This window comes from Pauljensenia sp. UMB0895 (genome assembly GCF_030218905.1).
GTDB lineage: Bacteria > Actinomycetota > Actinomycetes > Actinomycetales > Actinomycetaceae > Pauljensenia > Pauljensenia turicensis_A.
In genome coordinates, this window is sequence record NZ_JASOQR010000016.1 from 23,627 (window position 1) to 44,923 (window position 21,297).

Below are 21,297 nucleotides of genomic sequence, written 5' to 3' on the forward strand. Positions count from 1 at the left end.
TAACGCCTTGAGTGGCGGGGCGCGGCCTCGTCAATCAAAGAAAGGAGGTGCACGATGCCGAAAGACTGGAAGAAGCCGAAGCTGACCGAAGGCGAGAAGCGCAAAGCTGCATCGGACGCGAAGAAGACGATCGCGCGGAACAAGAAGGCGCGCCACGACTATCTGATCGAAGATACGTGGGAAGCCGGTCTTGTCCTGTCGGGTACCGAAGTGAAAGCTCTGCGGATGGGGCGCGCGTCGCTGATCGACTCGTGGGTTGAGGTCAAAGACGGCGAAGCATGGCTGTACGGCGCGAATATTCCGATGTACGCGCAGGGCTCCTGGAACAATCACGCGCCAACGCGGAAGCGAAAGCTGCTACTGCACGCCTCAGAAATTGAGCGGATCGGCCAGAAGGTGCAGGCCAAGGGCTACACGGTCGTCCCACTGGAGCTCTACTTCATCGGCGGTCGCGCCAAAGTTGAGATCGCGCTGGCCAAAGGCAAGCAGGAATGGGACAAGCGCCAGTCGTTGCGCGAGGCGCAGGATAAGCGTGAAGCTGAACGCGCGATGCGCGCCTACACGAAGCGACCGAACTACAAGTAGCGTATACAGGTAGCGGGTGCCAGCTTCGTGCGTGGTGCGTTTTCTGCTGAAACCTTGCGTTTGCTGGCATTGCGCTAGCTGTTGAAACTTCGCGTAAGCGGGGTTATTCTTGGATGTCTGGCCGAACGGTTGGAAACGGTTCTGCGATGAGTCTGAGGATTTCGTTGAAGAGCCAACCCGGCAGTCTGTTTGCCGGTGAGTGAAGAACTCAATAGGGGATGATCGGTTTCGACGGCGGTCGTCGATCGAGGGGAAGCGGGCCGAGAATGTGCGCTCAACTCGTTAACGCTGCGTGCAAACCAATAGGTGCCGAACAGAACCGCACCGACTACGTTCTCGCCGCCTGATATCGCCGCGTGAACCTTTAGTCCGTCAGCCCAGGTGGTGCCCTCAGCCTGGTGTCTGGCGTCATTCAGGGGGCCACTGGGTGCGCGCCATGTCGGTGGGCGCGCTCCGACACTTCATCGACTGAGCTTCGCTGACAGCAGGCCTGCATGACGTCACAAGCTAAGAAATCAATAGCAGGATGCGCCCGGAGAAGACCTCGGGGCCGGCCGTCGGACGGGGGTTCGATTCCCCCCATCTCCACCAATCCGCATGATTCCAACGAAAAACCCCCATTGAGGGGGGTGTGTGCTACCTACGTGCTACATCGGCAAGGAATCAGCTCTTCAAACTGCATGGTTGCGCCCCTTCCAGGAAGGGCACCCCCATGCTTCTCGAACTTGATCCGCTCACGCTCTCTCGCCACGGTCACCATTACAAGGACCCCGACCGACGCTCTTTCCTCGAGGTCGTCGGAGTGAGCGACCGTGAGGGCGGGACTGTTGAAGTTCGCCTCTCCCTCCTTCAATCGGGGATCTCCAAGAATGGGCGGCGTGAGCCCGTCCCGTCTTCGGAGCGGATGCGGGTCGTCCTGACGCTCACTCCCGGCGAGGCCCGCGAACTTTCTGAGCGGCTTCGCGAGTCGGCGCTCGGCGTCGGCTATGCGGACTGTGCGGCCACTGCGCCCGTCCTGCCGTACATGGTGGACTTGTGGCCTGAGCGCAGGGGAGTGCGCTACGAGTGGGCGCAGGGGTGTTCTTCCGCGTGCCTGATGGGTCACGCCGCCCCCGCCCCGGCTTAGGCGTGCCCACAGGATGGTCGAAAACAGCGCGCAGGAGCACCGTAGACGGACTTTCGCAGCTTGCGCGGGAGGATGGGGGCCAGGCAACATGCTTTCTGTCGTCTCTGACGCGCGTCTACGAGCCTTCCTGCTTCCATGCTCTCAAAGCCGGAAACGAGTAGAGTCCCGCATCTTCGGGCGGCTCATTTCCCCTTCCCTGCTTTCCCCCTACAAGCCGGAAACGACCTGCCGCCTTGATCCGCTGACACGACGAACAACCCAACGGTTAGCGGGTTGCCCACTCGGTACGGGCGGCCTTGTACGCCTTGAGGATGTGCTCGAGGCGGGCCACGTCGTCGAGGTCGCGAATCGTCGTCTCTGGCACGCTGAGGACGGGCCCCGTCGTGTCGGCGGGTGCGTCGAACGGGTTGGGCACGTCGCCGGGGTCGAGGCCGTCGGACGGGTCGCCGGGGCGGGTGATGGTGAACGCGGCCCCGTTGATCACTCCGGCGGGCGGCGTCGCGAACGGGTCGGGGAGCGGAGCTCGGCGGATGGGTTTCCTCTGGGGTCGGTGTACGACAGTCATCATGTGTCCTTCCTGCATGTGGTGGTGTCGGTAGAGGGCGGGAAAGGGCTGTCCGGCCCCGGGTACGGGGTCCCCGCCCCCACTGTGTTGGGGTGCTCTTGTGTTGGGGGAACAGTCGAGCATCTCGGTTAGGTGGCGTCCTCCTTCACGCCGCTCCTCTGCCAGTAGGTGAGGCCCCCTCGCGCCTCGGCGGCTCGAGCACGGGCGCGCCGTCCTTCTCCCACCGAAGCCGCGCCACGCGACCATACGGGCGCGGAAGACCATCGGAACCGACGCGAACACTCCCGTAATCCGGGTGCCGCCACTTCTTCGGTGGCAACGACGGCGACGTGCTCTCAGGCGGGTCCTCGGTCGCTTCGGAGTCATTCGATATGCGGTCCCCGGAATGAATAGACAAGTGTCCTGCAGTGTTAGCCATAGTGTTAGTGGGCAGGACCGTGGTCTGGCCATTTGCCCAGACGTTCGTCTGGCCACTGCCCGGACGGCGGTCTGGCCATTCGACTATTTCAAGGTTCTCCGATCGGCCCGTGCTTGGGTCGGGGTTCGCGCTCGCGGCTTGCTGCCTCGCACCGACAATGCCCGGACCGTCGTCTGGCCATTTCTTCGCCTTGTGCCCTTGGGATTTCCTCTGACGTTCGCTCTCATACCTGGGGCGCGCGGCCTCGAGTTCGGCGACCGTCGGGAACACGTACACGGTCGCGTGTCCCGGCTTTGCGGTCCACCGTGTGCCGCTCGACGACGTGAACCACTTGCGAACCATGATCTTGTGATCCTCGAGGCGTCGGGCCGCCTTACGTATGGCATCGGGTGTGACGCCGAAGCGTTGGGCAAGTTCCGCTTGATGAAGGAACACTTCACGAGGGGCCAAGGTCTTGCCGTTGACTGTGCGCGGCGCACTTTCGGGTTCCGGGCACCGCCACGCGATTTCATCGAGGAGTTGCTTCTCAAGTCCCCTGATGAAGTCGCCGTGCTCGAAGAGCTCATTGCGAAACTGGATGCTCACGAGGCCACCCCCACGTGTTCGCGGGCGCTGTCGATCGTTCGATCGATTTCCCCGGCGTCGAGGCCGACCTCGAGCCCAGCGACACGCAGTGCCTCGAATACGTCCCAGCCCTGCCTCTCGGTCCAGAACTTGCACGCGAGGGAGAACAAGGCGCAGTTTCGGTTTCCTTCCCGCGTGTTCGCCTCGTAGCGGGCGATGAGGGCAAACGCCCCGTTCCTCTCCCGCGCCGTGGCCTTCTGAGACATTTTCGCGCTCGCGGACGATACTCGGCCACTCCTCGGTGTGATCGCCGATTCTAGCGGCCGGGGAAGTGCCGCTATGGCCCCTCCATGCCATTCGTAGGCCTTCCCGGTCTCGGGGTGCAGGGACGGGGGCGCGATGAGGTAGCCGGTTCCGCCGTGCTTGACGTCGATGCCCGCGAGTGCCGTCCCGTTTTGGCCTCGAAGGTGGCCAGTCATTCGGTCGAGTCCGGTCCGGTAGTACAGGTGTAGCCCTCCCGATCCCGTACGCACATACGCCGTTTCGGGCAGAGGCCTGCCGTTGAGGTCTTCGAGGGCCTGCAGGGTGCCGCCGTTGCGTGGATCGATGTCGAGGGCGACGAGGCCGCGTGGGGGGACGAGTCCGACGAGGGCGAGCGGCCAGTGCTGCCACCATCGGCGAATCGTGTCCGGGTCGGTCGTTGCTGAACGGTAGCCGCCCGCGATGAGTGGGGCCTTCGCGGTTGTTCCCGTCCACTTGCAGGGGAGTACCTGCCAGCCGTGGGCCACGTAGTCGAGGGCTGCGGCGAGCATCTGCGAGTTCATCGGTGCTCTCCCGCCTTCCGCTCTTCGAGCGCCTCGGCAACGTCGTCGGCGACGGCTTGGAGCATCCGGATACGGTCGAGGGCTAGGGCGTTGAGTTGAGTGCCGGACGCGCAGCGCGTAGGGGGCGGGCACAATACGCCCATGCCCCGTATGCTTGTCAGTGGCGACGGTCGTCCCAGCCTTCGGGTTGGGGCGGCCCTTCTTGTTGGAGTCCATCGTCACGCCGCCTCTCCGCTGTTGTCGGTGAGGAACGCGGGAATGCCGTAGCCGAGTCGCTCGAACTCGCTGACGGGGATCCGGACGGCGCGGGCGAATCGGATCACGTGCAGGTCGCCGCGGTTGATTGCGTTGCGGACGGTCGAGGGCGAGACGCACAGGGCGCGAGCGAAATCGTCGACGGTGAGGAATGCAGTGCCGGGACCGGCTTCGGTCTTCGGTGCAGACATGAGAATGCCCCTCTCAAGGCATAGCAGGATCGGGGTCGGCCTTTCGGCTTTCCCTCGGTGCTGCCATGTCCCACGAGTAGGGGCGAGGCTCCGCAACCACGTTTCGGACGGGGCGGACGGTCCCCATCATAGACGGGACTAGGTGGGGTTGGCAACTACTCGATGAGGTCGCCCGTCGACCTTAAGAGCTGCCGGAACCCTTCCACGCTGAGAACGTGGATCCCCGACTCAATCGCCGTTTGGAAGGGCCTCGAGTTTTCATACACGCCGCGCCACATGGGCAAGTCGTCGCGGCCGCATAGGCACGGGCGAATCGTCGTCGTCCATTGAGTGACGTCTTTCCAAATCTCTTGAAGGGCGTCATCTAACCCTGCACCCGGGATCAGTGGCATATCCGTGGGCGAACTGATGAGGGGCTTCTCGAATGGTCGATCATATGCGGGTGGCACCGCTGTGGCTTCACTCAAGGTCATCTTGCCTTCGGCCACGAGCCTGTCCGCCTCCTCTGCATTGAGGCGATTCCGTTCCATCACGGACATGTTCGGGTCGTAGGGGATGAGGTGGCGCTGTTCTTCGATGGGAACGAGTGGAGCGCCGTCGGGCCTGTCGATTCCGCGTAGGAGCGCTGTCCGCGCCGTCGGTGCGTACAGCATCCTTATGGCTACCGCCGTCCCGTGCCGTCTATGCCAAATCCGTGAGCGGGTGCCCTCTCGCCCGTCACACATCACGTAGAAGTCGTAGTGATCGCGCCGAATGGGATCGGCGGTCACGTTGTTCACCTCTGCCTGACGTTGCTCTTCACGGCTTGGAATGTGCCAAAACCGGAAGTCGGGATCGCGGAAATGACGAGGATACTCCTCGGCGCGAATGCTCGCTACCAACGGATAGAGGTCGGCAACGTCCAAGTACCCATCTTCGCCGCGCACGGCCTTCGATGCTGCCACCTCGAGCAGATCGACCATGTCGGCGACGTGAACCGTCGGGGCGGGCCAACCGCACTTGCATAGTGGGAGAAACACGCGACAACGCTCCGAATGCGGGAACCTCACTGGGAACCGCTCATAACCGGAGTAGCCCGCACAGTTCGGGCACTCGTCGTCGGTGGAGTCGACTACGCTGCCCGCGAGACGTTCCATCTCGGCCAGACTACCGGACAACTCCGCGCCGGTAAGGATCCGCCACCCGGCCGCGTCCGCCCGCAGGGGATCCGGCTCCCGGACGGCGAACGCTAGTACGCGGTCGCGGTGTCCGTCATGCCACGCACCCAACCCGCAGGTGATCCGCACGCGATCCGCGCTCATGCTCGCTTCCTCCGTGCTTCGTCGAGGTCGGCAACAGTGCCGTTCGCGCTCGCGGTCTCGCGCGCTTCCATGATGTCCGTAATCTCGCGCTGATAGTCGGCGTCTTGACGCTGGTACCGCATCGCCATTTCCGGCTTCGTCCATCCGTAACGGTCGAGCAGTGCCGCCGTCGTCGCGCCCGCCTGGCCGAAGCGCGTAGCCGAGTAGTGGCGGAATGCATGCCACCCGCCCGTCCTGTCCTCGGGAATCTTCACCCCGGCTGCCTTCATTCCTGCCGATAGCCATTTGGTTGCCACGTTGTCGCGCATGAAGGAATCCGGGCGCGTCGATGTCGTAAATACCGGGGAATCGGGGTCTGGTCCGGTGAACTTGTCCAGGTGTTCCGCGAGCGCGCCCACCGTTCTTGACATGATTTCTACGTGGCGTGTCCTGCGCGTCTTCGTGTTCCCAGGGGCGACGGTGCTGCCCTCACGGTGCAGGGAGTGCATGACATGCACGACGCCCGTGCCGCTTTCGCGGTCCAATTCCACGTCGCGGCGCGTCAGTGCCAAGGCTTCGTTGATCCTCAAACCGGCATCGGCTTCGAGGAGGACGAGGGCGTGCCCGCGTTCGTAGATCGCATCTGCAATCGCGAGGACTTCGGGCCTGGTGAACAGGTACTTCGGCGGTTCTACCGGGATCGGCTTCCCACCCTTGGGCACGTTGCAGGGGTTCGCAGTGAGCGGGCACTTCTTGGACTTCACGCCAAGGTTCATCATGCCGTTGATCGTCTGGTAGCACTTCGCCTTCAGTCCGTCGGGAAGGCGACGGTACCAATCGGTGATGTCTTCGTCGGTGATGTCGATGAGCCGCCGATTCCTGAACGTGGGGAAGATGTGGTTCTTGAAGAGTCCCTTGCGGTCTGTGATGGTCTTTGCTGCCCAGTCGAGTATTTCACGCCCGTGGCGTTGGTATTCCTCGGCCCACTGCTCGAACGTCATGTTCTCGAACTCTGCGACTCGCTGCGCCTCTTCCTGCTCGGCGCGGATCTCCTCGGGGTGCTTCCATGTTCCGGCTGTGACCTCTGCGCCTACCTTGATAAGCCATGCCTCGGCCTCGGATTGCAGTCGGAAGGTGTGGGGTGCGTTGATCCTTGGCGGTCGTCCCTGACCGGTCCAAGACGGATCGCCGTATGACGCTTGCCAACGTCCCGATGTGAGCTGCTTTCGACTACCGAAGCCCGTCCATCGTTTCGGCTTACGTCCCATCGCCGCCACTCCTTGCAATTTCAACTTTCGTGCTACTAGCGTGCTACATCTCCATGAGAAATCATAACACTCGGTGCCACTCAGTGGGGTATGCTTAGCCTCAGGAATCACGCATGATTCCAACGAAAAACACCCATAAATTGGCGCAACTAGGCCACAAATGAAGATTGGCGAAATGGTGCAATTTGGAGAGTCCCCCCATCTCCACCACTAGGACGTTCATTTTAATACGAAGTGAACGTCCTGTTTCTTATGCCCTAAAACGTGGCGTTTCGCCCTGTCGGGGTAGCTTCATGGGTTTCGGAAGTCTTCCTGGTTAGGTATTTGACTTATCGCTGGCTCGGCACAGTTTGTCAGATTTCCGGGAGGCTGGAAGGCTCCGAGAAGTAAGCTACAAGAAATATGTCCATCCGCCAAAAGCGTGCGAGTCGCTAAAACTTTGCGGTTTCACAGGATAGATCTATAACCTAGAGCGATCGTGGAGTAACTGTGCGAAGCCAGAGCTTCTAAATGAAGCAGTAAAAGTTTGTTACGTTTTTTCGTGGACATTCATTCCAAATTGCCGTTAATGGATGATTTGATTACCAAAAAAATCACGTATGCATAAGAATTTCAATAGCTAAAATGTATTTAATGAACGTCTAGCTAATTTGCTTTATCTGTTTAGCTATATTCCTGTAGCTGTCACCACCTACCTGAGCTCAACGGGCTGGTTTTGTGGATGAAACAGTGGTACTTTGAGGGGGAATAGATCCAACTAGCGACACTAGACGGGAAGTTCTCATGCGCAACCTCAAGGGCGTGTCCGGTTCATTTATAGCGTTTGCTGGCAGAGCGTTGCTTAAACCAGCTTACATTTTTAGAAAATTTCTGATCGTAACCTTGGCCTGCGCTTTGGGTTTCACGCTATCGACCCCGTCCTTGGCTCAAGCCGAGGATCTGCAGATGAGCTCCCAGACTGACGAACAAAGCGTCAGCCCGGCACCAGTAAGCACTCCAGAAGTTGAAACTGATACCCAGGCAGGCGATGGCCTGGAGATCGGGCCTGAGATCATTGGGCAACCGGTAGGCGCTGTCAAGAAACCGAGTGTTAATAATGTATTTGCAGGAGATAAAACTGTTTCTGGAAAATTAACGATCGGAGCCAATCAGCGGAAGAAAAAAAAGCTAGACGTGACGATTCACGTGACCGTGAATCGTCAAGCAGGTGGAACCGAAGAAAAAACGGTCACTATTCCATACGCAACCGCAAGCCAAGATTGGTCCGTAACTTTAGATAGTGAACTTGTAGTAGACGATAAAGTCACTGTAAAGCAAGAGGCCGGTGGCGAAATCTCTGAAGGCGATGTTCGGGAAGTCAAGAAAGCCCTGAACGACCAGCATAAAGATGAGCTCAAGATGCCGTCTGGTGAAATCTGGATTGAACACCCGAACGCCAACCTTGTAAATGAAGATGAGCAAGCAGAAGCTATTGAAAAGCTGAAGGGTGCCAATCCGGACATTGCGCAAGACTTTAAGAGTGTTAAATTCTCTATCGATTACACGGACCATGCGTACTATGAAGTGACCTATACCGATGGATCAACCTCCGGAAAAATTGAAGCTACGGACCTAAAAATCAAAGAGGTAACGGAAACATCTGCTGCTCCGACAATACAAAAAGTCCAGGTAACAGACGGGCAGATTATCGTTACACTTCATAAAGAGGTTGCCGAAGGTACGAAATTTTATTTTATCAATAATTTTACGGATGGGGAGGGCAAGAATTTTGTCGAAAATGGAAGCTGTAAAATTGACAAATCTAACTCGCAAGAGATGTCTCAAGCAGTAACCGTTAACGGCACAACAGTTACTTTCCCAATCGAGGATAAGGTTAAGGATTTAGAACTCGGAAAAGAGTTCGGTATCCTTGTCAAAGAGCCACATAAATTCCGTTCTTGCGCGAAGTCTGAGCCGGTAATAACAACCCCCAAAAAAGTCGCCGTGAGGGATCCTCGCAAATTAACGGATGCGGATAAAGAAGCCATCGATAAAGCTATTCGAGATGCCAATACGGTAAATGGCGTATCTAAACTCCCCGATGGAACTGGAGACTGGGATGGAGTTCCGGCAGCTATACAATTTGATGACAGCGGAAATGTTAAGATATTTAGCGCTGATGATGTAGCAGGTGATTGGGATCCGAACAATGATTATAAATTTGTTCCAGAAACAAATGAAGATGGTTCAGTCAAGGTAAAAGACGGAGCTGAACCAAAAGGAACAATCCCAGCCAAGGATCTGCTGAAAAATATCGCACCTAAATCTCCTGCGATTGCGGTAGATACGGATAAGGGTGAAGTAACCATTACCCCGCCTGTCTATGAAAAGCCGGGTGAAGATACTGACTTGCTGTCCTACACCGTCACCTATAAGGATGCTTCCGGAGCAGAGAAAACCGTCACCGCAACGCGAACTGTAGACGAAACTTCCGGTAAGACCACTTGGACAGCCGATAATAATGCCACGGTTGATGCGAACACCGGTGTGATTACTCTGAAAGTTGAAGGCATCGAAGTTGGTGGAACTGTCAGGGCAACCGCAAAAGATAATGGCGGTCTGGAGGGTGACACCGATAAGCTCGATTCAGATCCGGCAACCAAGAAGCTCGAAACTGCCACTGTTAGCTACAACGGTAATGACGGCACCGGCAAAATGGATGGCAAGAAGCTCAACAAGGGCTCAAAGTACAAGATTTTGGATAATAAATTCAAAGCCCCTGAGAACCAAGAGTTCAATTACTGGGAAATTGACGGCAAAGAGGTAGCTGCGGCTACCGAGATTACGGTCACTAAAGACACCGTAGTGAAAGCTGTCTGGAAGAAGAGCCAGGTGAAGGTCAGTTATGACGCTAATGGCGGTAGCGGAACCATGACTGGTAAAACCGTGGATAAGGGTAGTGAGTACACGGTGTTGCCTAACGCTTTCAAAGCCCCGGATGACACTCAAGAGTTTGATACTTGGGAAGTTAATGGTGAGAGGGTTGCGCCTGGAACCAAGATCAAGGCTGACAAGGATACCGTTATCAAAGCTGTCTGGAAGAAGATCCCGGTGAAGGTCAGTTATGACGCTAATGGTGGTAGCGGAACCATGACTGGTAAAACCGTGGATAAGGGTAGTAAATATACCCTGCTTGATAACGCTTTCACTGCCCCGGATGACACTCAAGAGTTTGATACTTGGGAAGTTAATGGTCAGAAGGTTGCGCCGAACGCCGAGATTACGGTCACTAAAGACACCGAAGTGAAAGCTATCTGGAAGAAGATCCAGGTGAAGGTCAGTTACGACGCTAATGGTGGTAACGGCGAAATGAAACCTGCAACCGTGGATAAGGGTAGTGAGTACACGGTGTTGCCCAACTCTTTCAAAGCCCCGGATGACACTCAAGAGTTTGATACTTGGGAAGTTAATGGTGAGAGGGTTGCGCCTGGAGCCACGATCAAGGCTGACAAGGATACCGTTATCAAAGCTGTCTGGAAGAAGATTCCGGTGAAGGTTTCTTATGACGCTAACGGTGGTAAGGGCAGCATGGATGGCGCGACCGTGGATAAGGGTAGTGAGTACACGGTGTTGCCTAACGGTTTCACTGCTCCGGATGACACCCAGGAATTTAAGGCTTGGGAAGTAAATGGCCAAGAGGTTGCGCCTGGAACCAAGATCAAGGCTGACAAGGATACCGTTATCAAAGCCGTCTGGAAGAAGATCCCGGTTGACAACCCGAATGGTGGAAGCAACAACAATGGCGATGGCGCCACTAAAGCGTCTAAATCCCCTAATTCCGGGAAGCTCTCGAAAACTGGATATGCTGGGATGCCGTATCACGTTGCAGCGATGATTCTTGTGGCTGGCGGATTACTTATCGCTGGTAGTAAGAAAACCAGAAAGCACTAAAATACGAAGATAAAGTAGCCGAAACTGCCTATATGAGTCGACGACGGCGCAGATTATCAACGAGCTGGGGATCAGCGAAGCAACGTTGAATCTGTGGTAGTCAACGTATGGGTCGATGAGCACGAGTGAAGCCAAAGAGCTCCAGCGTCTTCGTGAGGAGAACGCTTGCCACAAACGGCCCCTCGCCAGGCGGAGCTGGAAAAGGCAAGCTGGAAGGAATTATCGGAAGGAAACTTCTAAGCCCCGCTCGCCATCATGATGCCGTGTGGCATCTGGTCGAGCGGGGCTACTCCCGAAGATATGCTCGCCAGATCGTTGGGCTCTCTCGTAGTGCCTATCGGTGTGCCAGAGCACGCCGGGTCGACACGCCTCTCCGGATGTCCTTTGAGCAGACCCTCGATCAAAGCGGTAATTCGTGCATCGGTCGTCATAGTCCAAGCCTTGCAGGATTGAAGCGAGCTGGGCGCAGTTCCAGTTGTTCAATTGATGAGGTCACACTGCTATGCGGTTCCTCGGCGTTGCTTTGGGTAGATAAATCGCACTAGATGAGTGGGATGGTCAAGCTGGCAACCACAAGCAGTGACCACACAATCTCACTGCGCCCAAGAACGATCACAGGAATCGGCTTTGCGCGTCGTGCCTGCCAGAGCGGAACAATCAGGGATCGGGCCAGCAGAGTAACCCACAAGACGATGGAACTCCAGCCGAGCAGATTCGCCCATACTGCACAGCAGACTCCGACCAGCGCAAGCAGATGAAGAACCCCGCCGGCAATAATCCACGGGCGCGGGTTTGTGCGTCCGCGAATCAGTGAACGCACATACGGAACGCAGGCGATGAAATAGGCGCTGAGCACGCCAAAGGAAACCCAAGCAAAACCAAGCTCAGTGTTCGTCGGATACACGTCAAGCGACAGACTGGCGGCAACAGGTGTCATCAACGTTGACGCAAGAACCGACGAGAACCTGGTCGCAATCGCACGATCATGCCCGCGCGACACCCCCCACAAGGTCAGCGCAACCAGCGGAGCAAAGAACGGAGCCCACGCCAGCAGTCGAGGCGCCACAACCAGAAGCGGAATTCCGAGCAGAGCAGTCAGCCCAGTCCACGTGATAAACGCAGGTTGAAGGGAAGAACGACGAGAAGACGGCGCCTTCATCCACTTCTCAAACACTTGGAAGAATGCGAACGCGCTAAACCATGCGGGGATAAGCAACGCAAAAAGCGGATGCCAGCCGGCAAGCCAACACCCCAAGAGGAGCGGGAGCAACGCAATTCCCCACGACCCCTTCTGACCGGGAACCCATCCCTTCGCGCCGAGCGAGCGTTTAACGCCACTCTTTGGTGTCATCTTCTTCGGTTCCATGACACAAACTCTAGGCAAAATGCCGGGCAATGGAGATGACAAAGCGTCGTCAAGAGACACGTTAAACCGGTGCCCGGGACCCCTTCCCGAAAGGAGTCCATAATGCCAGCCCGACCTCGTCAACCGCGAGACGTCGCTTACCAAAGCAGACGAAAACAGGAGTTTTTCGCCAAATCTGGGCACAATAGAGGCGTGAGTACCCCGACGATGACAGCTCCCGCGCCCCAAACTCCTGCGCCTAGCGCACAAGAAGACCGATCCGCAAAGGTCGCGGTGACCGTATTTCCCCTGATCATCCTTGGCGCACTTGTTGGTGGATTGATCTTCCCCGACGCTGCTGCGCCACTGGTTTCCGGCGTGAACTACGCGCTGATGGTCATCATGTTCGGCATGGGTCTGACACTGACATTTCCCGACTTTGCGGTTGTTGCCCGTCGCCCCTGGCCCATCATCATGGGTGTCCTGCTCCAGTTCATCGTCATGCCTCTGTCCGCACTCTTCGTCACCTGGGCATTCCACCTCGATCCGGCGCTCGCAGTTGGCGTCATCCTTGTCGGTTGTGCGCCCGGTGGAACCGCATCGAACGTCGTCGCCTACCTTGCGAAGGGTGACGTTGCCCTGTCGGTTGCGATGACCTCCGTTTCCACACTGCTTTCTCCGCTGGTCACGCCGATTTTGACCAAGTATTTGGCCGGCCAGTACATGCCCGTCGACGCGCCCGCGATGGCAAAGTCGATCATGATGATCGTCTTCATCCCCGTGGTCCTTGGCCTGATTGTTCATCGCCTGATGCCACGCTTCGTTGCCACGGTTCTTCCCGCCCTGCCCTGGATGAGTGTCCTTGGCATCTCCTATGCGGTCCTCGGGTTGGTTGGCGCCTCGTCTGAGCGCATACTGTCGGGTGGCCTGCTGGTTCTTGCCGTCGTCATCGTGCACAATGCGCTTGGCTTGGGCCTCGGCTACGGTTTTGCCCGGCTGACCGGTGTCGGTGAGCGTGCAGCTCGCACGACTGCCATCGAAGTTGGTATGCAGAACTCCGGTCTAGCAGCGGGTCTCGGTGCCCAGTACTTTACCCCCGAAGCAGCCGTCCCCGGCGCAATCTTCTCTGTCTGGCACAACGTGTCCGGCTCCGCGCTGGCGGCGTTCTTCCAGCGTCGCCCACTGGACAAGTAATCCACAGTTTCGCCAGAGTTGCTCCTTCTGTTTCTCGTTGGGGGACGAGGCACCCGCAGAACTTCTACCTTTCTTCACTTCAGCGCCTTGCGCGCATAACGAATGGGCCCACGATCCGGTGTGAAAACCAGACCGTGGGCCCATCGTGTGTGAAAGCCCCCGAGGAAGTCACCACTGTCGTTGATGCCGATAACGTCGCACCAGAAGATAGAGTTCAGGCCGTGGTGCAGGTAGGCCGGGATGAGTAGGCGCTGACAATTCGGGGGAGAAAAGCGCTGGGGGGGCTGGCGTGTGCCAGCCCCCCAACGGAGTTTCAACGAATCAGGATCGGTCAGTCGACCTGGTCAAAGTTGCGACCCCACGCGGTGCGGATCGGGTTCGCATCAGCAACCAGAATGTTGAAACGCTCGTCGGCAATGTCGATGACCTCACCGAGTGCGAAGCGTGCTTCACGCGTCTGCGAAGACTCGACGCGCTTCCATGCCGAAGCAATCAGCTGTTCGCGATCGGCAAGATTGGTCACGCAGACAACCAGCGGGCGATTAAACTTCTCGCGGTAGGCAGCCGATGCTGCCTGCAGCTCCTTGAGTTCAGCATCGTTGAATTCGCCAAGAGCGAGGGCTGCGGTGTCAGCATGCGCCTGCTCGTTGGCATCCTGGTTGGAGGCCAAGTCGGCGATGTCAACGTAGGCGCTGATCAAAGCTTCCTGTTCATCAGCAGATGCACCGAGGACCTCGTCCTCGAATGCCTTACGGAGCTCGGTTGCATCGGTGAACGGACGCTGCTCCCATGCGCGTTCGACGGGCCAGACGTCACCGTCGTACATGCTCTTGAAGGCTTCAACGAAGGTCTCGCGATCCATCGCATTGACCTGATCGAGGTCCACGGGACGACCGTCAACGATTGCAACATCCGGGCCATCCTGCTTGCCAACGTGGAAGAAGAGCAGGTTCAGAATGAAAGCTATCAGCGCACCGATGGTCACGCCGGAACCGAAGATGATCTGCAACCATGACGGCATCAGGGATGCAAGATCGGGCTTCAGGGTGACCAGCATGGCCAGACCAATGGAGGTCGAAACGATGACGGCATTGCGGTGATCGCGCATGTCGACCTTGGACAAGGTCTGGATACCGACAACGGCAACGTTCGCGAACATGGCCAGAGATGCGCCACCGATGACCGGCCCGGGAATCGAGGCAACCACTGCGCCAGCCTTCGGCAGGATGCCGAGGATGATCATAATGATGCCGGCTGCAGTGACAACCCAGCGGGACTTCACGCGGGTCAGTCGAACCAGACCGACGTTCTGGGCGAAGCAGGTGTAGGGGAACGAGTTGAAGACGCCACCGAGGAGGGTGGATAGACCATCTGCGCGAAGAGCGTTTGCAACGTGCTTCGGCGTGATGCGCTTGCCGACGACCTCGCCGGTTGCGAAAACATCGCCGGTGGTTTCAACCATGGTTACTGCCATGACGATGAGCATTGAAATGATTGCGGCGATGTTGAACTTCGGAATGCCGAAGAAGAACGGGGTGGTCACGCCAACCCATGCCGACTGACCGATATCAGAGAAGTTGGCGTCGCCAAGGGCGAATGCGATAGCGGTCATGACAACCAGGCCGACGAGGACCGAGATGGTCGACATAAAGCCTTTAAAGATGCGCTGGATGGCAACGATGATTACCAGGGTGCCGAATGCGTAGGCGAGGCCGCGCAGAGTGAGTGCGCCAGCGTCCTGCCCCTCTGCCGCGTAGGTGCCCCACGACACGATGTCGCCAGCGGAGACGGAGATGAGCGTGATACCCATGACGGTCAGAAGTGTGCCGGTGACGACGGGTGGGAAGAAGCGAAGGAGTTTCGCGAAGAAAGGTGCCACGAAGAAAGTGGCGAGGCCGGCCGCAATGATGGAGCCATACATGGTGGCAAGGCCGGTCTTCGGATCGGCACCGGCTGGAGTGGCGGCGATACCGATTGCGATAAGGGGCGAAACTGCAGTGAAGGTGACGCCCTGGATAAGGGGCAGCCTCACTCCGATCTTCGGGCCGAGGCCGGCCGACTGAATGATCGAGGCGATACCGCAGGTGAACAGGTCGGCGTTGATCAGGTGGATCAGGGTTTCGTTATCGAGGCCGAGACCGGATGCGATAACAAGAGGAACAACGACGGCGCCAGCGTAGAAAGCCAACACGTGCTGAATGCCAAGAACTGAAAGTTTGCCAAAGGAAGGGACTTGGTCAACGGGATGAACGGTCTTGCCGGTTTCGGTAGCCGTTTCATTTCGTCCGAGAGCCATGGATTCTCCTGGAACTCTAAGAGGTTGTTGGGCTCTTCCAATCTTCCTCTCGCGCGCGGGTGTTTCCTGCATCGCGTGGCCTATCTCGCACCCGGTTTGGACGAGTGTTCGAGGAGGGGAAACAAGGGAGTAAGCTATCCCCTTGGTGCGCTGGACACGTGGTTGTGTGTGCGTGATGATGTGGTCTTTCGTTCATGGCTTTGAAAGACCTGTTGAGTTATTCGAACCTCGTTTGATTACTTTGTTCTATCAGCAAAGGTAACCAAAGAAATGTGACCCAAGTCAATAAAAATGGCTTTTTAGGTGGTCGCTCATGCTCTATGGGGATCCAAAATGCGAGAAATAAGCCATAAATTGCGAAAAATGCCGTAACGAACTGACAAATGGCTCAGTTTTTTCGTACTGTTTCCCCAGTGGCTGTCGCCGTGACAGCTGATAGTAACAATAGGAATGAGGTTCTCATGCCCATCAATCGCACCGAGCTCGTTGCGCAGATCGCAGAGCGCGCAAACCTGACCAAGGTCGAAGCAGATGCAGCTCTTGGCGCTTTCCAGGACGTCCTGGTTGAGTCCCTTGGTAAGGGTGAAGCCGTGAAGATCACCGGCCTGTTCTCCGTAGAGCGCGTCGAGCGTGCAGCACGCACCGGTCGCAACCCGCGCACGGGCGAAGAGATTCAGATCCCGGCTGGCTTCGGCGTGAAGCTCTCCGCTGGCTCCACCCTGAAGAAGGCTGTTGCCAAGTGATCATCTGATCAAACTCTTCGAGTGCGGGGCGGAAACCACTGGTTTCCGCCCCGCACTCGTGTGTGAAACTTCTCTGCCTTTTCCTCTTCCTTTGCCCCTAGCGCCTGTTTTGTTGCTGAATGAAGCGGTTTTCTTTCGCGTTCAGCTCACTTTCTCACCAAGAGAGACCGCGCTAGCGGTCCTACAATGGGAGGCATGCGTAACTCCCTCAATGAACCCCAAGGGCCCTCGTCGCCCTCTGCTCCCTCGACTCAATCGTCGACCGGCTTGCTTGAACGAACTGAGGTTGAACGCGAAAAGGCTCCCGGCGATGGCGATCGATTCGCGCACTTCGTGCGTAGGGATAAAGCTGATTCATCAATGATGACGGGACAGCCTGTCGTTGCCTTATGCGGCAAAGTCTGGATTCCGACGCGTGATGCTTCACGCTACCCGGTGTGTCCGACATGCAAGGAACTTCGTGACTCGATGGGGAAGAACGGACGGAACTGGCCGTTCTCAGACGGGAATGGTGGCTCGGATAAGTGAGCTCCTCCAAGGATCGTCATCTCTATCCATCCCGCATCTCACCTGCTGCCGCTCGCTCGCTGTCTCCCTCGTTTCCTGCGCGTGCCAGAAGAGGAACAGCGGGTTCACTTCGCGCATGGCAGGCAGCTGCTCTTGAGCAATACATGGCTGAGGCACCGCGTGACTTCCTTGCGGTTGCAACTCCCGGTGCGGGTAAAACGACCTTTGCTCTCCGTATTGCTGTGGAGCTGATGGGGCAGGGCATCGTCGATAAGGTCACCGTCGTCTGCCCGACTGAACATTTGAAAGGCCAGTGGGCCGATGCTGCTGCGCGAGTCGGTATTCATATTGACCCGTCGTTTACGAATGCTCAGGGCCGTGCGGGCTCGCATTTTGATGGTGTTGCCGTTACGTATGCGCAGGTCGGCGCTAATCCTGCGGTCCATGAAATGCGTACACGCGACTATCGGACCCTCGTCATCTTGGACGAGATCCACCACGCTGGTGACTCGCTGTCGTGGGGTGACGGTGTGCGCCAAGCGTTCGGCGATGCAACGCGCCGTCTTGCTCTGACAGGCACTCCTTTCCGCTCTGATACGTCGCCGATCCCGTTTGTTCGCTACGTGGAAGATGCCGATGGTATTCGTCGCTCTCACGCCGACTACAGCTACGGCTACGGCGATGCTCTGCGAGACATGGTTGTTCGCCCGGTCCTGTTCATGTCCTATTCGGGTCAGATGTCATGGCGTACCTCGACCGGCGATGAAATGAGCGCTCGCCTGGGTGAACCTCTGACGAAAGACATGATGAAGCAGGCCTGGCGCACGGCTCTTGATCCGAAGGGTGAGTGGATTCCTGCCGTTCTTCGTGCCGCCGATCTGCGTCTTGCAGAAGTGCGTCGTCAGATCCCTGATGCCGGTGGTCTGGTGATCGCCTCTAATCAGACGCAGGCGCGGGCCTATGCGCGTCATCTGTACGAGATCACGGGTAAGAAGGCGACGATCGTCCTGTCCGACGATGCTGACGCCTCGGATCGCATTGATGCGTTCCGAGAATCGGATGACCGTTGGATGGTTGCCGTCCGAATGGTGTCGGAAGGCGTGGATGTGCCTCGTCTATCGGTGGGCGTCTACGCGACAAACACGTCCACCCCGCTGTTCTTTGCCCAGGCCGTTGGACGTTTTGTCCGTGCCCGCAAACGCGGTGAGACAGCGACAGTCTTCGTTCCTTCGGTCGTTCCACTGCTGGAGCTTGCTTCACAGATGGAAGCTGAACGCGACCACGCGCTTGACCGTCCGAAGTCAGCTGATGACGAAGACGCCATGTGGAATCCTGAAGACGCCATGGTCGCCCAGGCAAATGTGAGTGAGTCAGCATCGTCGGATTTGCTCAATCAGTACGAGGCCTTGGGTGCAGACGCAGAGTTTGATGGCGTGCTCTTCGACGGTGCTGCCTGGGGGCAAGGCGCTCAGGTTGGTTCAGTCGAAGAACAGGAATACTTGGGGATTCCCGGCCTGCTTGATGCAGATCAAGTGACTACTCTTTTGAGGGCGCGCCAAGCTGAACAGGTTGCAGCTCAAAAGAAGTCGAAGATCGCAGCGAAGATGCGTGAGGCGAACGCTGGAGTCTCAGACCACCGTCTCCGCGCCGCAAAGCGTAAGGAACTCTCACACCTGGTCTCGTCCTGGTCGCGTCGTAGCGGCGAACCGCACGCGATGGTTCACGCTCAGCTGCGTCAACGCTGTGGCGGCCCAGAGATCGCCCGTGCAACCACGGAACAGATTGAAGCGCGCATTGCTTTGCTTCGTCAGTGGTTCGTTGGAAAACACTAGGCCTGACGCAGCTGAATGTGAATGATGAGCTGATACAACGTGGCGCTCCTGCACCCAAGGTGCGCGAGCGCCGTCGCGTCTCTCAGCGATTCAGAGCTTCACATAGCGTGTCGGGATCGCGACCTCGCCCTCGGACAGGCGCCAGGCCTGATAGGGAAGTTCGTTACGCGAGCGCACGTGCGTTGCTTGTGCTTTCTCTAATGCGTCGTCTCCCCAGAGGGAAGAATCGATTGTGCCGTTAGTGATCAGCGGAATTTGAAGTTCGCGTGCGCCCCGCTTGGCAAGTTCAGCCTTCGCATCGGCTTCAGAATCGGTGACAACCAGGATCTCTTCGGCTGCGTATCCGTCTTCGTCGATGACACGACCAGCGAACTTCTTGCCACCGACCGTCGACTTGGATTCCGATTTCTTCGCAACAGGTTTCGGATTGCCGTTCTCGTCTTCGCGGGACACGAGTTTGTACACGAGGGCCGCTGTGGGCACGCCCGAACCGGTGACCAGCTTCGTTCCAACCCCATAGGAGTCGATCGGCGCGGCGCCTAGGGCTGCGATAGCGTACTCATCCAGATCGTTGGTGACCGTGATCTTCGTGGTCGTTGCACCGAGAGCATCAAGCTGACCGCGAACCTTGAAGGCGGTGGCAACAAGGTCGCCAGAGTCCAAACGAACGGCGCCTAGTTCACCGCCGGCAGCGCGTGCGGCCTCAACAGCGTTGATGACGCCCTGTTCGACGTCGTAGGTGTCAACGAGCAGTGTCGTCGATGGGCCAAGCAGTGCAATCTGAGCGTCGAATGCTTCGCGTTCCGAATCGTGCAGGAGTGTGAAAGAGTGGGCTGCGGTGCCAATCGCGCGGATTCCGTAGCGCTTGGCTGCTTCCAGATCGCTGGTTCCAGCAAAGCCGCCGATGATTGCTGCGCGCGCTGCGGAAACAGCGGCTCGTTCGTGGCCTCGTCGAGCTCCCATATCCATGCACGGGCGACCGTGGGCGGCGATTGTCATACGTGACGCGGCCGACGCGATCGCGCAGTCATGGTTCAGGATCGACAGAAGAAGCGTCTCGAGCATCGTGCACTCGGCGAAGGTTCCCTCGACGGTCAGCAGAGGAGAGCCTGGGAAATAGCATTCGCCTTCGGCGTAGCCACGAATCGAACCGGTGAAGTGGAAATTCTTCAGATAATCAAGTGCGTCATCGGAGACGATTTTCTCGGCGTGAAGCCAATCGATCTGAGCGGGCTCGAATTCGAAGCGTTCGAGCGCTTCGAGAATGCGACCAATACCTGCGACAACACCGAAGCGTCGGGTTGCGGGAAGACGACGCCCGAAAACCTCGAAAGTGGATGTGCGCCATGCGGTGCCGGCTTTCAAAGCAGCATCAAACATGGTCAGTTCATACATGTCCGTCAGCAGTGACGTTGAAATTGATGAGGGCATATGACAAACCTAGCGCGATATACCACAAGTTCGCGTGTTGAAACCACACCATGGTACGAAATCGTTGCTTAGGCTTGAAACATGCCAACGACTTCATCGACGCCACTTGAACGCCCTGCCCCCACCTTAGCTGGGCTCGCGCAGTGGCGTACTGTCGTTTGGGACGACCCGGTCAATCTGATGTCGTATGTGACCAACGTGTTTGTCCGTCACTTCGGCTATTCGCACGATCGCGCTGATTCCCTGATGCGTGAGGTCCACGTGCTCGGCAAAGCAACCGTATCTACGGGACTTCGCGAACGCATGGAAGCCGATGTTGTGGCGATGCACGGGTACGGTTTGCACGCGACGTTGGAACTTGACTCGTGATTGGTCCTTTTGTATACGAGGCCGGCGCTTTCAGCGCCGAATTGCACCCCCCGTATTCGACGTTGATTGCGCAGCTGATGCGTGAGATTCTTGTTGTCCTTGATGATCCAGGGGATATGCCAGCGTTCGTTGCGGCGGCAACCTCGTTGGAGAATCATCGCGAGGCTCCAGAAGAACACTCCCTGGACTATTTACTTCCAGCGATGAGCTCTGACCCTCAGGACGCAACGGGTTTGCGTGCGCTGACGGAAGATTTTTTGCGGGCAGAAAAGTCTGCTCGACTGCGTAAAGTGTGCGCGCATATTGAGCGCGCCGAAGCCCTCGGTATTCAAGAAGTCAGTTTCGATGCTGACGAGGTCTGGGATTGGCTTGGTGCGCTTAATGATGTTCGTCTCGGACTTGCCGGTGAACTTCAGATCGCTTCCGATGATGACGTGGAGCAAATCGCGAAGATTGCAAGCGAAAAACCGAATGGGACCCGTCAGCAGTCGGCAAGCGCTATCTACATGCTCCTTACCTGGTGGCAAGACTCACTGGTGTTAGCCCTGAATTCCCAAGGCGGTAGCAACTAGGG

General features: G+C 57.5%; 18 protein-coding genes and 1 other RNA gene. 10 read left to right on the top strand and 9 right to left on the bottom strand.

All coding sequences use genetic code 11. The features are described from left to right. Positions 1-54: 54 nt before the first annotated feature. From smpB to QP503_RS08465, 3 genes are all read left to right on the top strand, one after another. Complete coding sequence (smpB, locus tag QP503_RS08455; RefSeq protein ID WP_006680933.1) at positions 55-585, top strand: SsrA-binding protein SmpB; 531 nt, start codon at positions 55-57, stop codon at positions 583-585. Positions 586-799: 214 nt separating this feature from the next. Further along, positions 800-1,176, top strand: a transfer-messenger RNA (tmRNA) gene (ssrA, locus tag QP503_RS08460). A 121-nt stretch (positions 1,177-1,297) separates the two neighbouring features. Then, on the top strand, positions 1,298-1,711 hold the full coding sequence (locus QP503_RS08465) for a hypothetical protein (RefSeq protein WP_141089621.1): 414 nt from the start codon (positions 1,298-1,300) through the stop codon (positions 1,709-1,711). Between the two features lie 265 nt (positions 1,712-1,976). Here QP503_RS08465 and QP503_RS08470 read toward each other — a convergent pair whose 3' ends face one another. The 6 genes from QP503_RS08470 to QP503_RS08495 all read right to left on the bottom strand — a co-directional run bounded on the left by QP503_RS08470 (position 1,977) and on the right by QP503_RS08495 (position 7,076). Further along, positions 1,977-2,279 carry a hypothetical protein gene (locus QP503_RS08470; RefSeq protein WP_219585690.1) on the bottom strand — a complete coding sequence of 101 codons (303 nt, stop codon included), beginning with the start codon at positions 2,277-2,279 and terminating at the stop codon, positions 1,977-1,979. 142 nt (positions 2,280-2,421) lie between these two features. Further along, complete coding sequence (locus QP503_RS08475; protein WP_285101611.1) at positions 2,422-3,279, bottom strand: hypothetical protein; 858 nt, start codon at positions 3,277-3,279, stop codon at positions 2,422-2,424. Beyond that, positions 3,276-4,082 (bottom strand): bifunctional DNA primase/polymerase, encoded by an 807-nt coding sequence (locus tag QP503_RS08480; protein WP_285101613.1) that lies wholly within the window; start codon positions 4,080-4,082, stop codon positions 3,276-3,278. The genes QP503_RS08475 and QP503_RS08480 overlap by 4 nt, the downstream gene beginning before the upstream one ends. Positions 4,083-4,300: 218 nt before the next feature. After that, positions 4,301-4,528, bottom strand: coding sequence for a helix-turn-helix domain-containing protein (locus QP503_RS08485; RefSeq protein WP_285101615.1), 228 nt, complete (start codon positions 4,526-4,528; stop codon positions 4,301-4,303). A 155-nt stretch (positions 4,529-4,683) separates the two neighbouring features. After that, on the bottom strand, positions 4,684-5,829 hold the full coding sequence (locus QP503_RS08490; protein ID WP_285101617.1) for a hypothetical protein: 1,146 nt from the start codon (positions 5,827-5,829) through the stop codon (positions 4,684-4,686). Then, on the bottom strand, positions 5,826-7,076 hold the full coding sequence (locus QP503_RS08495; protein ID WP_285069493.1) for a tyrosine-type recombinase/integrase: 1,251 nt from the start codon (positions 7,074-7,076) through the stop codon (positions 5,826-5,828). The genes QP503_RS08490 and QP503_RS08495 overlap by 4 nt, the downstream gene beginning before the upstream one ends. A gap of 783 nt (positions 7,077-7,859) precedes the next feature. Between QP503_RS08495 and QP503_RS08500 the strand changes: the two genes are divergently transcribed. Then, entirely contained in the window at positions 7,860-11,006 is a 3,147-nt protein-coding gene (locus QP503_RS08500; RefSeq protein WP_285101619.1) for an InlB B-repeat-containing protein, read from the top strand. A gap of 541 nt (positions 11,007-11,547) precedes the next feature. Here the strand turns inward: QP503_RS08500 and QP503_RS08505 are convergent. Continuing rightward, positions 11,548-12,372 carry a YwiC-like family protein gene (locus QP503_RS08505; protein WP_141089623.1) on the bottom strand — a complete coding sequence of 275 codons (825 nt, stop codon included), beginning with the start codon at positions 12,370-12,372 and terminating at the stop codon, positions 11,548-11,550. A 207-nt stretch (positions 12,373-12,579) separates the two neighbouring features. Between QP503_RS08505 and QP503_RS08510 the strand changes: the two genes are divergently transcribed. After that, positions 12,580-13,545, top strand: coding sequence for a bile acid:sodium symporter family protein (locus QP503_RS08510; RefSeq protein ID WP_103632421.1), 966 nt, complete (start codon positions 12,580-12,582; stop codon positions 13,543-13,545). A 331-nt stretch (positions 13,546-13,876) separates the two neighbouring features. On the opposite strand, the gene QP503_RS08515 is transcribed toward QP503_RS08510, so the two are convergent. Next, the gene (locus QP503_RS08515) at positions 13,877-15,841 is read right to left on the bottom strand and encodes a solute carrier family 23 protein (protein WP_103632396.1); all 1,965 of its coding nucleotides are present in this window, start codon (positions 15,839-15,841) and stop codon (positions 13,877-13,879) included. A 461-nt stretch (positions 15,842-16,302) separates the two neighbouring features. On the opposite strand from QP503_RS08515, the gene QP503_RS08520 reads away from it, so the two are divergent. From QP503_RS08520 to QP503_RS08530, 3 genes are all read left to right on the top strand, one after another. Beyond that, entirely contained in the window at positions 16,303-16,584 is a 282-nt protein-coding gene (locus QP503_RS08520; protein ID WP_006681852.1) for an HU family DNA-binding protein, read from the top strand. Between the two features lie 195 nt (positions 16,585-16,779). Continuing rightward, positions 16,780-17,112, top strand: coding sequence for a DUF3039 domain-containing protein (locus QP503_RS08525; RefSeq protein WP_040318748.1), 333 nt, complete (start codon positions 16,780-16,782; stop codon positions 17,110-17,112). 35 nt (positions 17,113-17,147) lie between these two features. Beyond that, a complete protein-coding gene (locus tag QP503_RS08530; RefSeq protein ID WP_424133820.1) occupies positions 17,148-18,923 on the top strand; it encodes a DEAD/DEAH box helicase in 1,776 nt (591 codons plus the stop codon). Between the two features lie 90 nt (positions 18,924-19,013). Here QP503_RS08530 and QP503_RS08535 read toward each other — a convergent pair whose 3' ends face one another. Next, entirely contained in the window at positions 19,014-20,354 is a 1,341-nt protein-coding gene (locus QP503_RS08535; RefSeq protein WP_006681849.1) for a nicotinate phosphoribosyltransferase, read from the bottom strand. 81 nt (positions 20,355-20,435) lie between these two features. Here QP503_RS08535 and clpS point away from each other — a divergent pair, with 81 nt between their 5' ends. Then, a complete protein-coding gene (clpS, locus tag QP503_RS08540; protein ID WP_006681848.1) occupies positions 20,436-20,723 on the top strand; it encodes an ATP-dependent Clp protease adapter ClpS in 288 nt (95 codons plus the stop codon). Continuing rightward, positions 20,720-21,295: a DUF2017 family protein gene (locus QP503_RS08545; RefSeq protein WP_006681847.1), complete on the top strand. Its 576-nt coding sequence runs from the start codon at positions 20,720-20,722 to the stop codon at positions 21,293-21,295. Before clpS ends, QP503_RS08545 begins: the two co-directional genes overlap by 4 nt. Positions 21,296-21,297 lie beyond the last annotated feature (2 nt).

What these genes read in the sequence shown, in the direction of transcription:
- QP503_RS08535 (WP_006681849.1), bottom strand. Translation starts at nt 20,354, where the DNA reads ATGCCCTCATCAATTTCAACGTCACTGCTGACGGACATGTATGAACTG.
- QP503_RS08465 (WP_141089621.1), top strand. Translation starts at nt 1,298, where the DNA reads ATGCTTCTCGAACTTGATCCGCTCACGCTCTCTCGCCACGGTCACCAT.
- QP503_RS08485 (WP_285101615.1), bottom strand. Translation starts at nt 4,528, where the DNA reads ATGTCTGCACCGAAGACCGAAGCCGGTCCCGGCACTGCATTCCTCACC.
- QP503_RS08490 (WP_285101617.1), bottom strand. Translation starts at nt 5,829, where the DNA reads ATGAGCGCGGATCGCGTGCGGATCACCTGCGGGTTGGGTGCGTGGCAT.
- QP503_RS08510 (WP_103632421.1), top strand. Translation starts at nt 12,580, where the DNA reads ATGACAGCTCCCGCGCCCCAAACTCCTGCGCCTAGCGCACAAGAAGAC.
- QP503_RS08505 (WP_141089623.1), bottom strand. Translation starts at nt 12,372, where the DNA reads ATGGAACCGAAGAAGATGACACCAAAGAGTGGCGTTAAACGCTCGCTC.
- QP503_RS08500 (WP_285101619.1), top strand. Translation starts at nt 7,860, where the DNA reads ATGCGCAACCTCAAGGGCGTGTCCGGTTCATTTATAGCGTTTGCTGGC.
- smpB (WP_006680933.1), top strand. Translation starts at nt 55, where the DNA reads ATGCCGAAAGACTGGAAGAAGCCGAAGCTGACCGAAGGCGAGAAGCGC.
- QP503_RS08470 (WP_219585690.1), bottom strand. Translation starts at nt 2,279, where the DNA reads ATGATGACTGTCGTACACCGACCCCAGAGGAAACCCATCCGCCGAGCT.
- QP503_RS08520 (WP_006681852.1), top strand. Translation starts at nt 16,303, where the DNA reads ATGCCCATCAATCGCACCGAGCTCGTTGCGCAGATCGCAGAGCGCGCA.
- QP503_RS08515 (WP_103632396.1), bottom strand. Translation starts at nt 15,841, where the DNA reads ATGGCTCTCGGACGAAATGAAACGGCTACCGAAACCGGCAAGACCGTT.
- QP503_RS08525 (WP_040318748.1), top strand. Translation starts at nt 16,780, where the DNA reads ATGCGTAACTCCCTCAATGAACCCCAAGGGCCCTCGTCGCCCTCTGCT.
- QP503_RS08480 (WP_285101613.1), bottom strand. Translation starts at nt 4,082, where the DNA reads ATGAACTCGCAGATGCTCGCCGCAGCCCTCGACTACGTGGCCCACGGC.
- QP503_RS08495 (WP_285069493.1), bottom strand. Translation starts at nt 7,076, where the DNA reads ATGGGACGTAAGCCGAAACGATGGACGGGCTTCGGTAGTCGAAAGCAG.
- clpS (WP_006681848.1), top strand. Translation starts at nt 20,436, where the DNA reads ATGCCAACGACTTCATCGACGCCACTTGAACGCCCTGCCCCCACCTTA.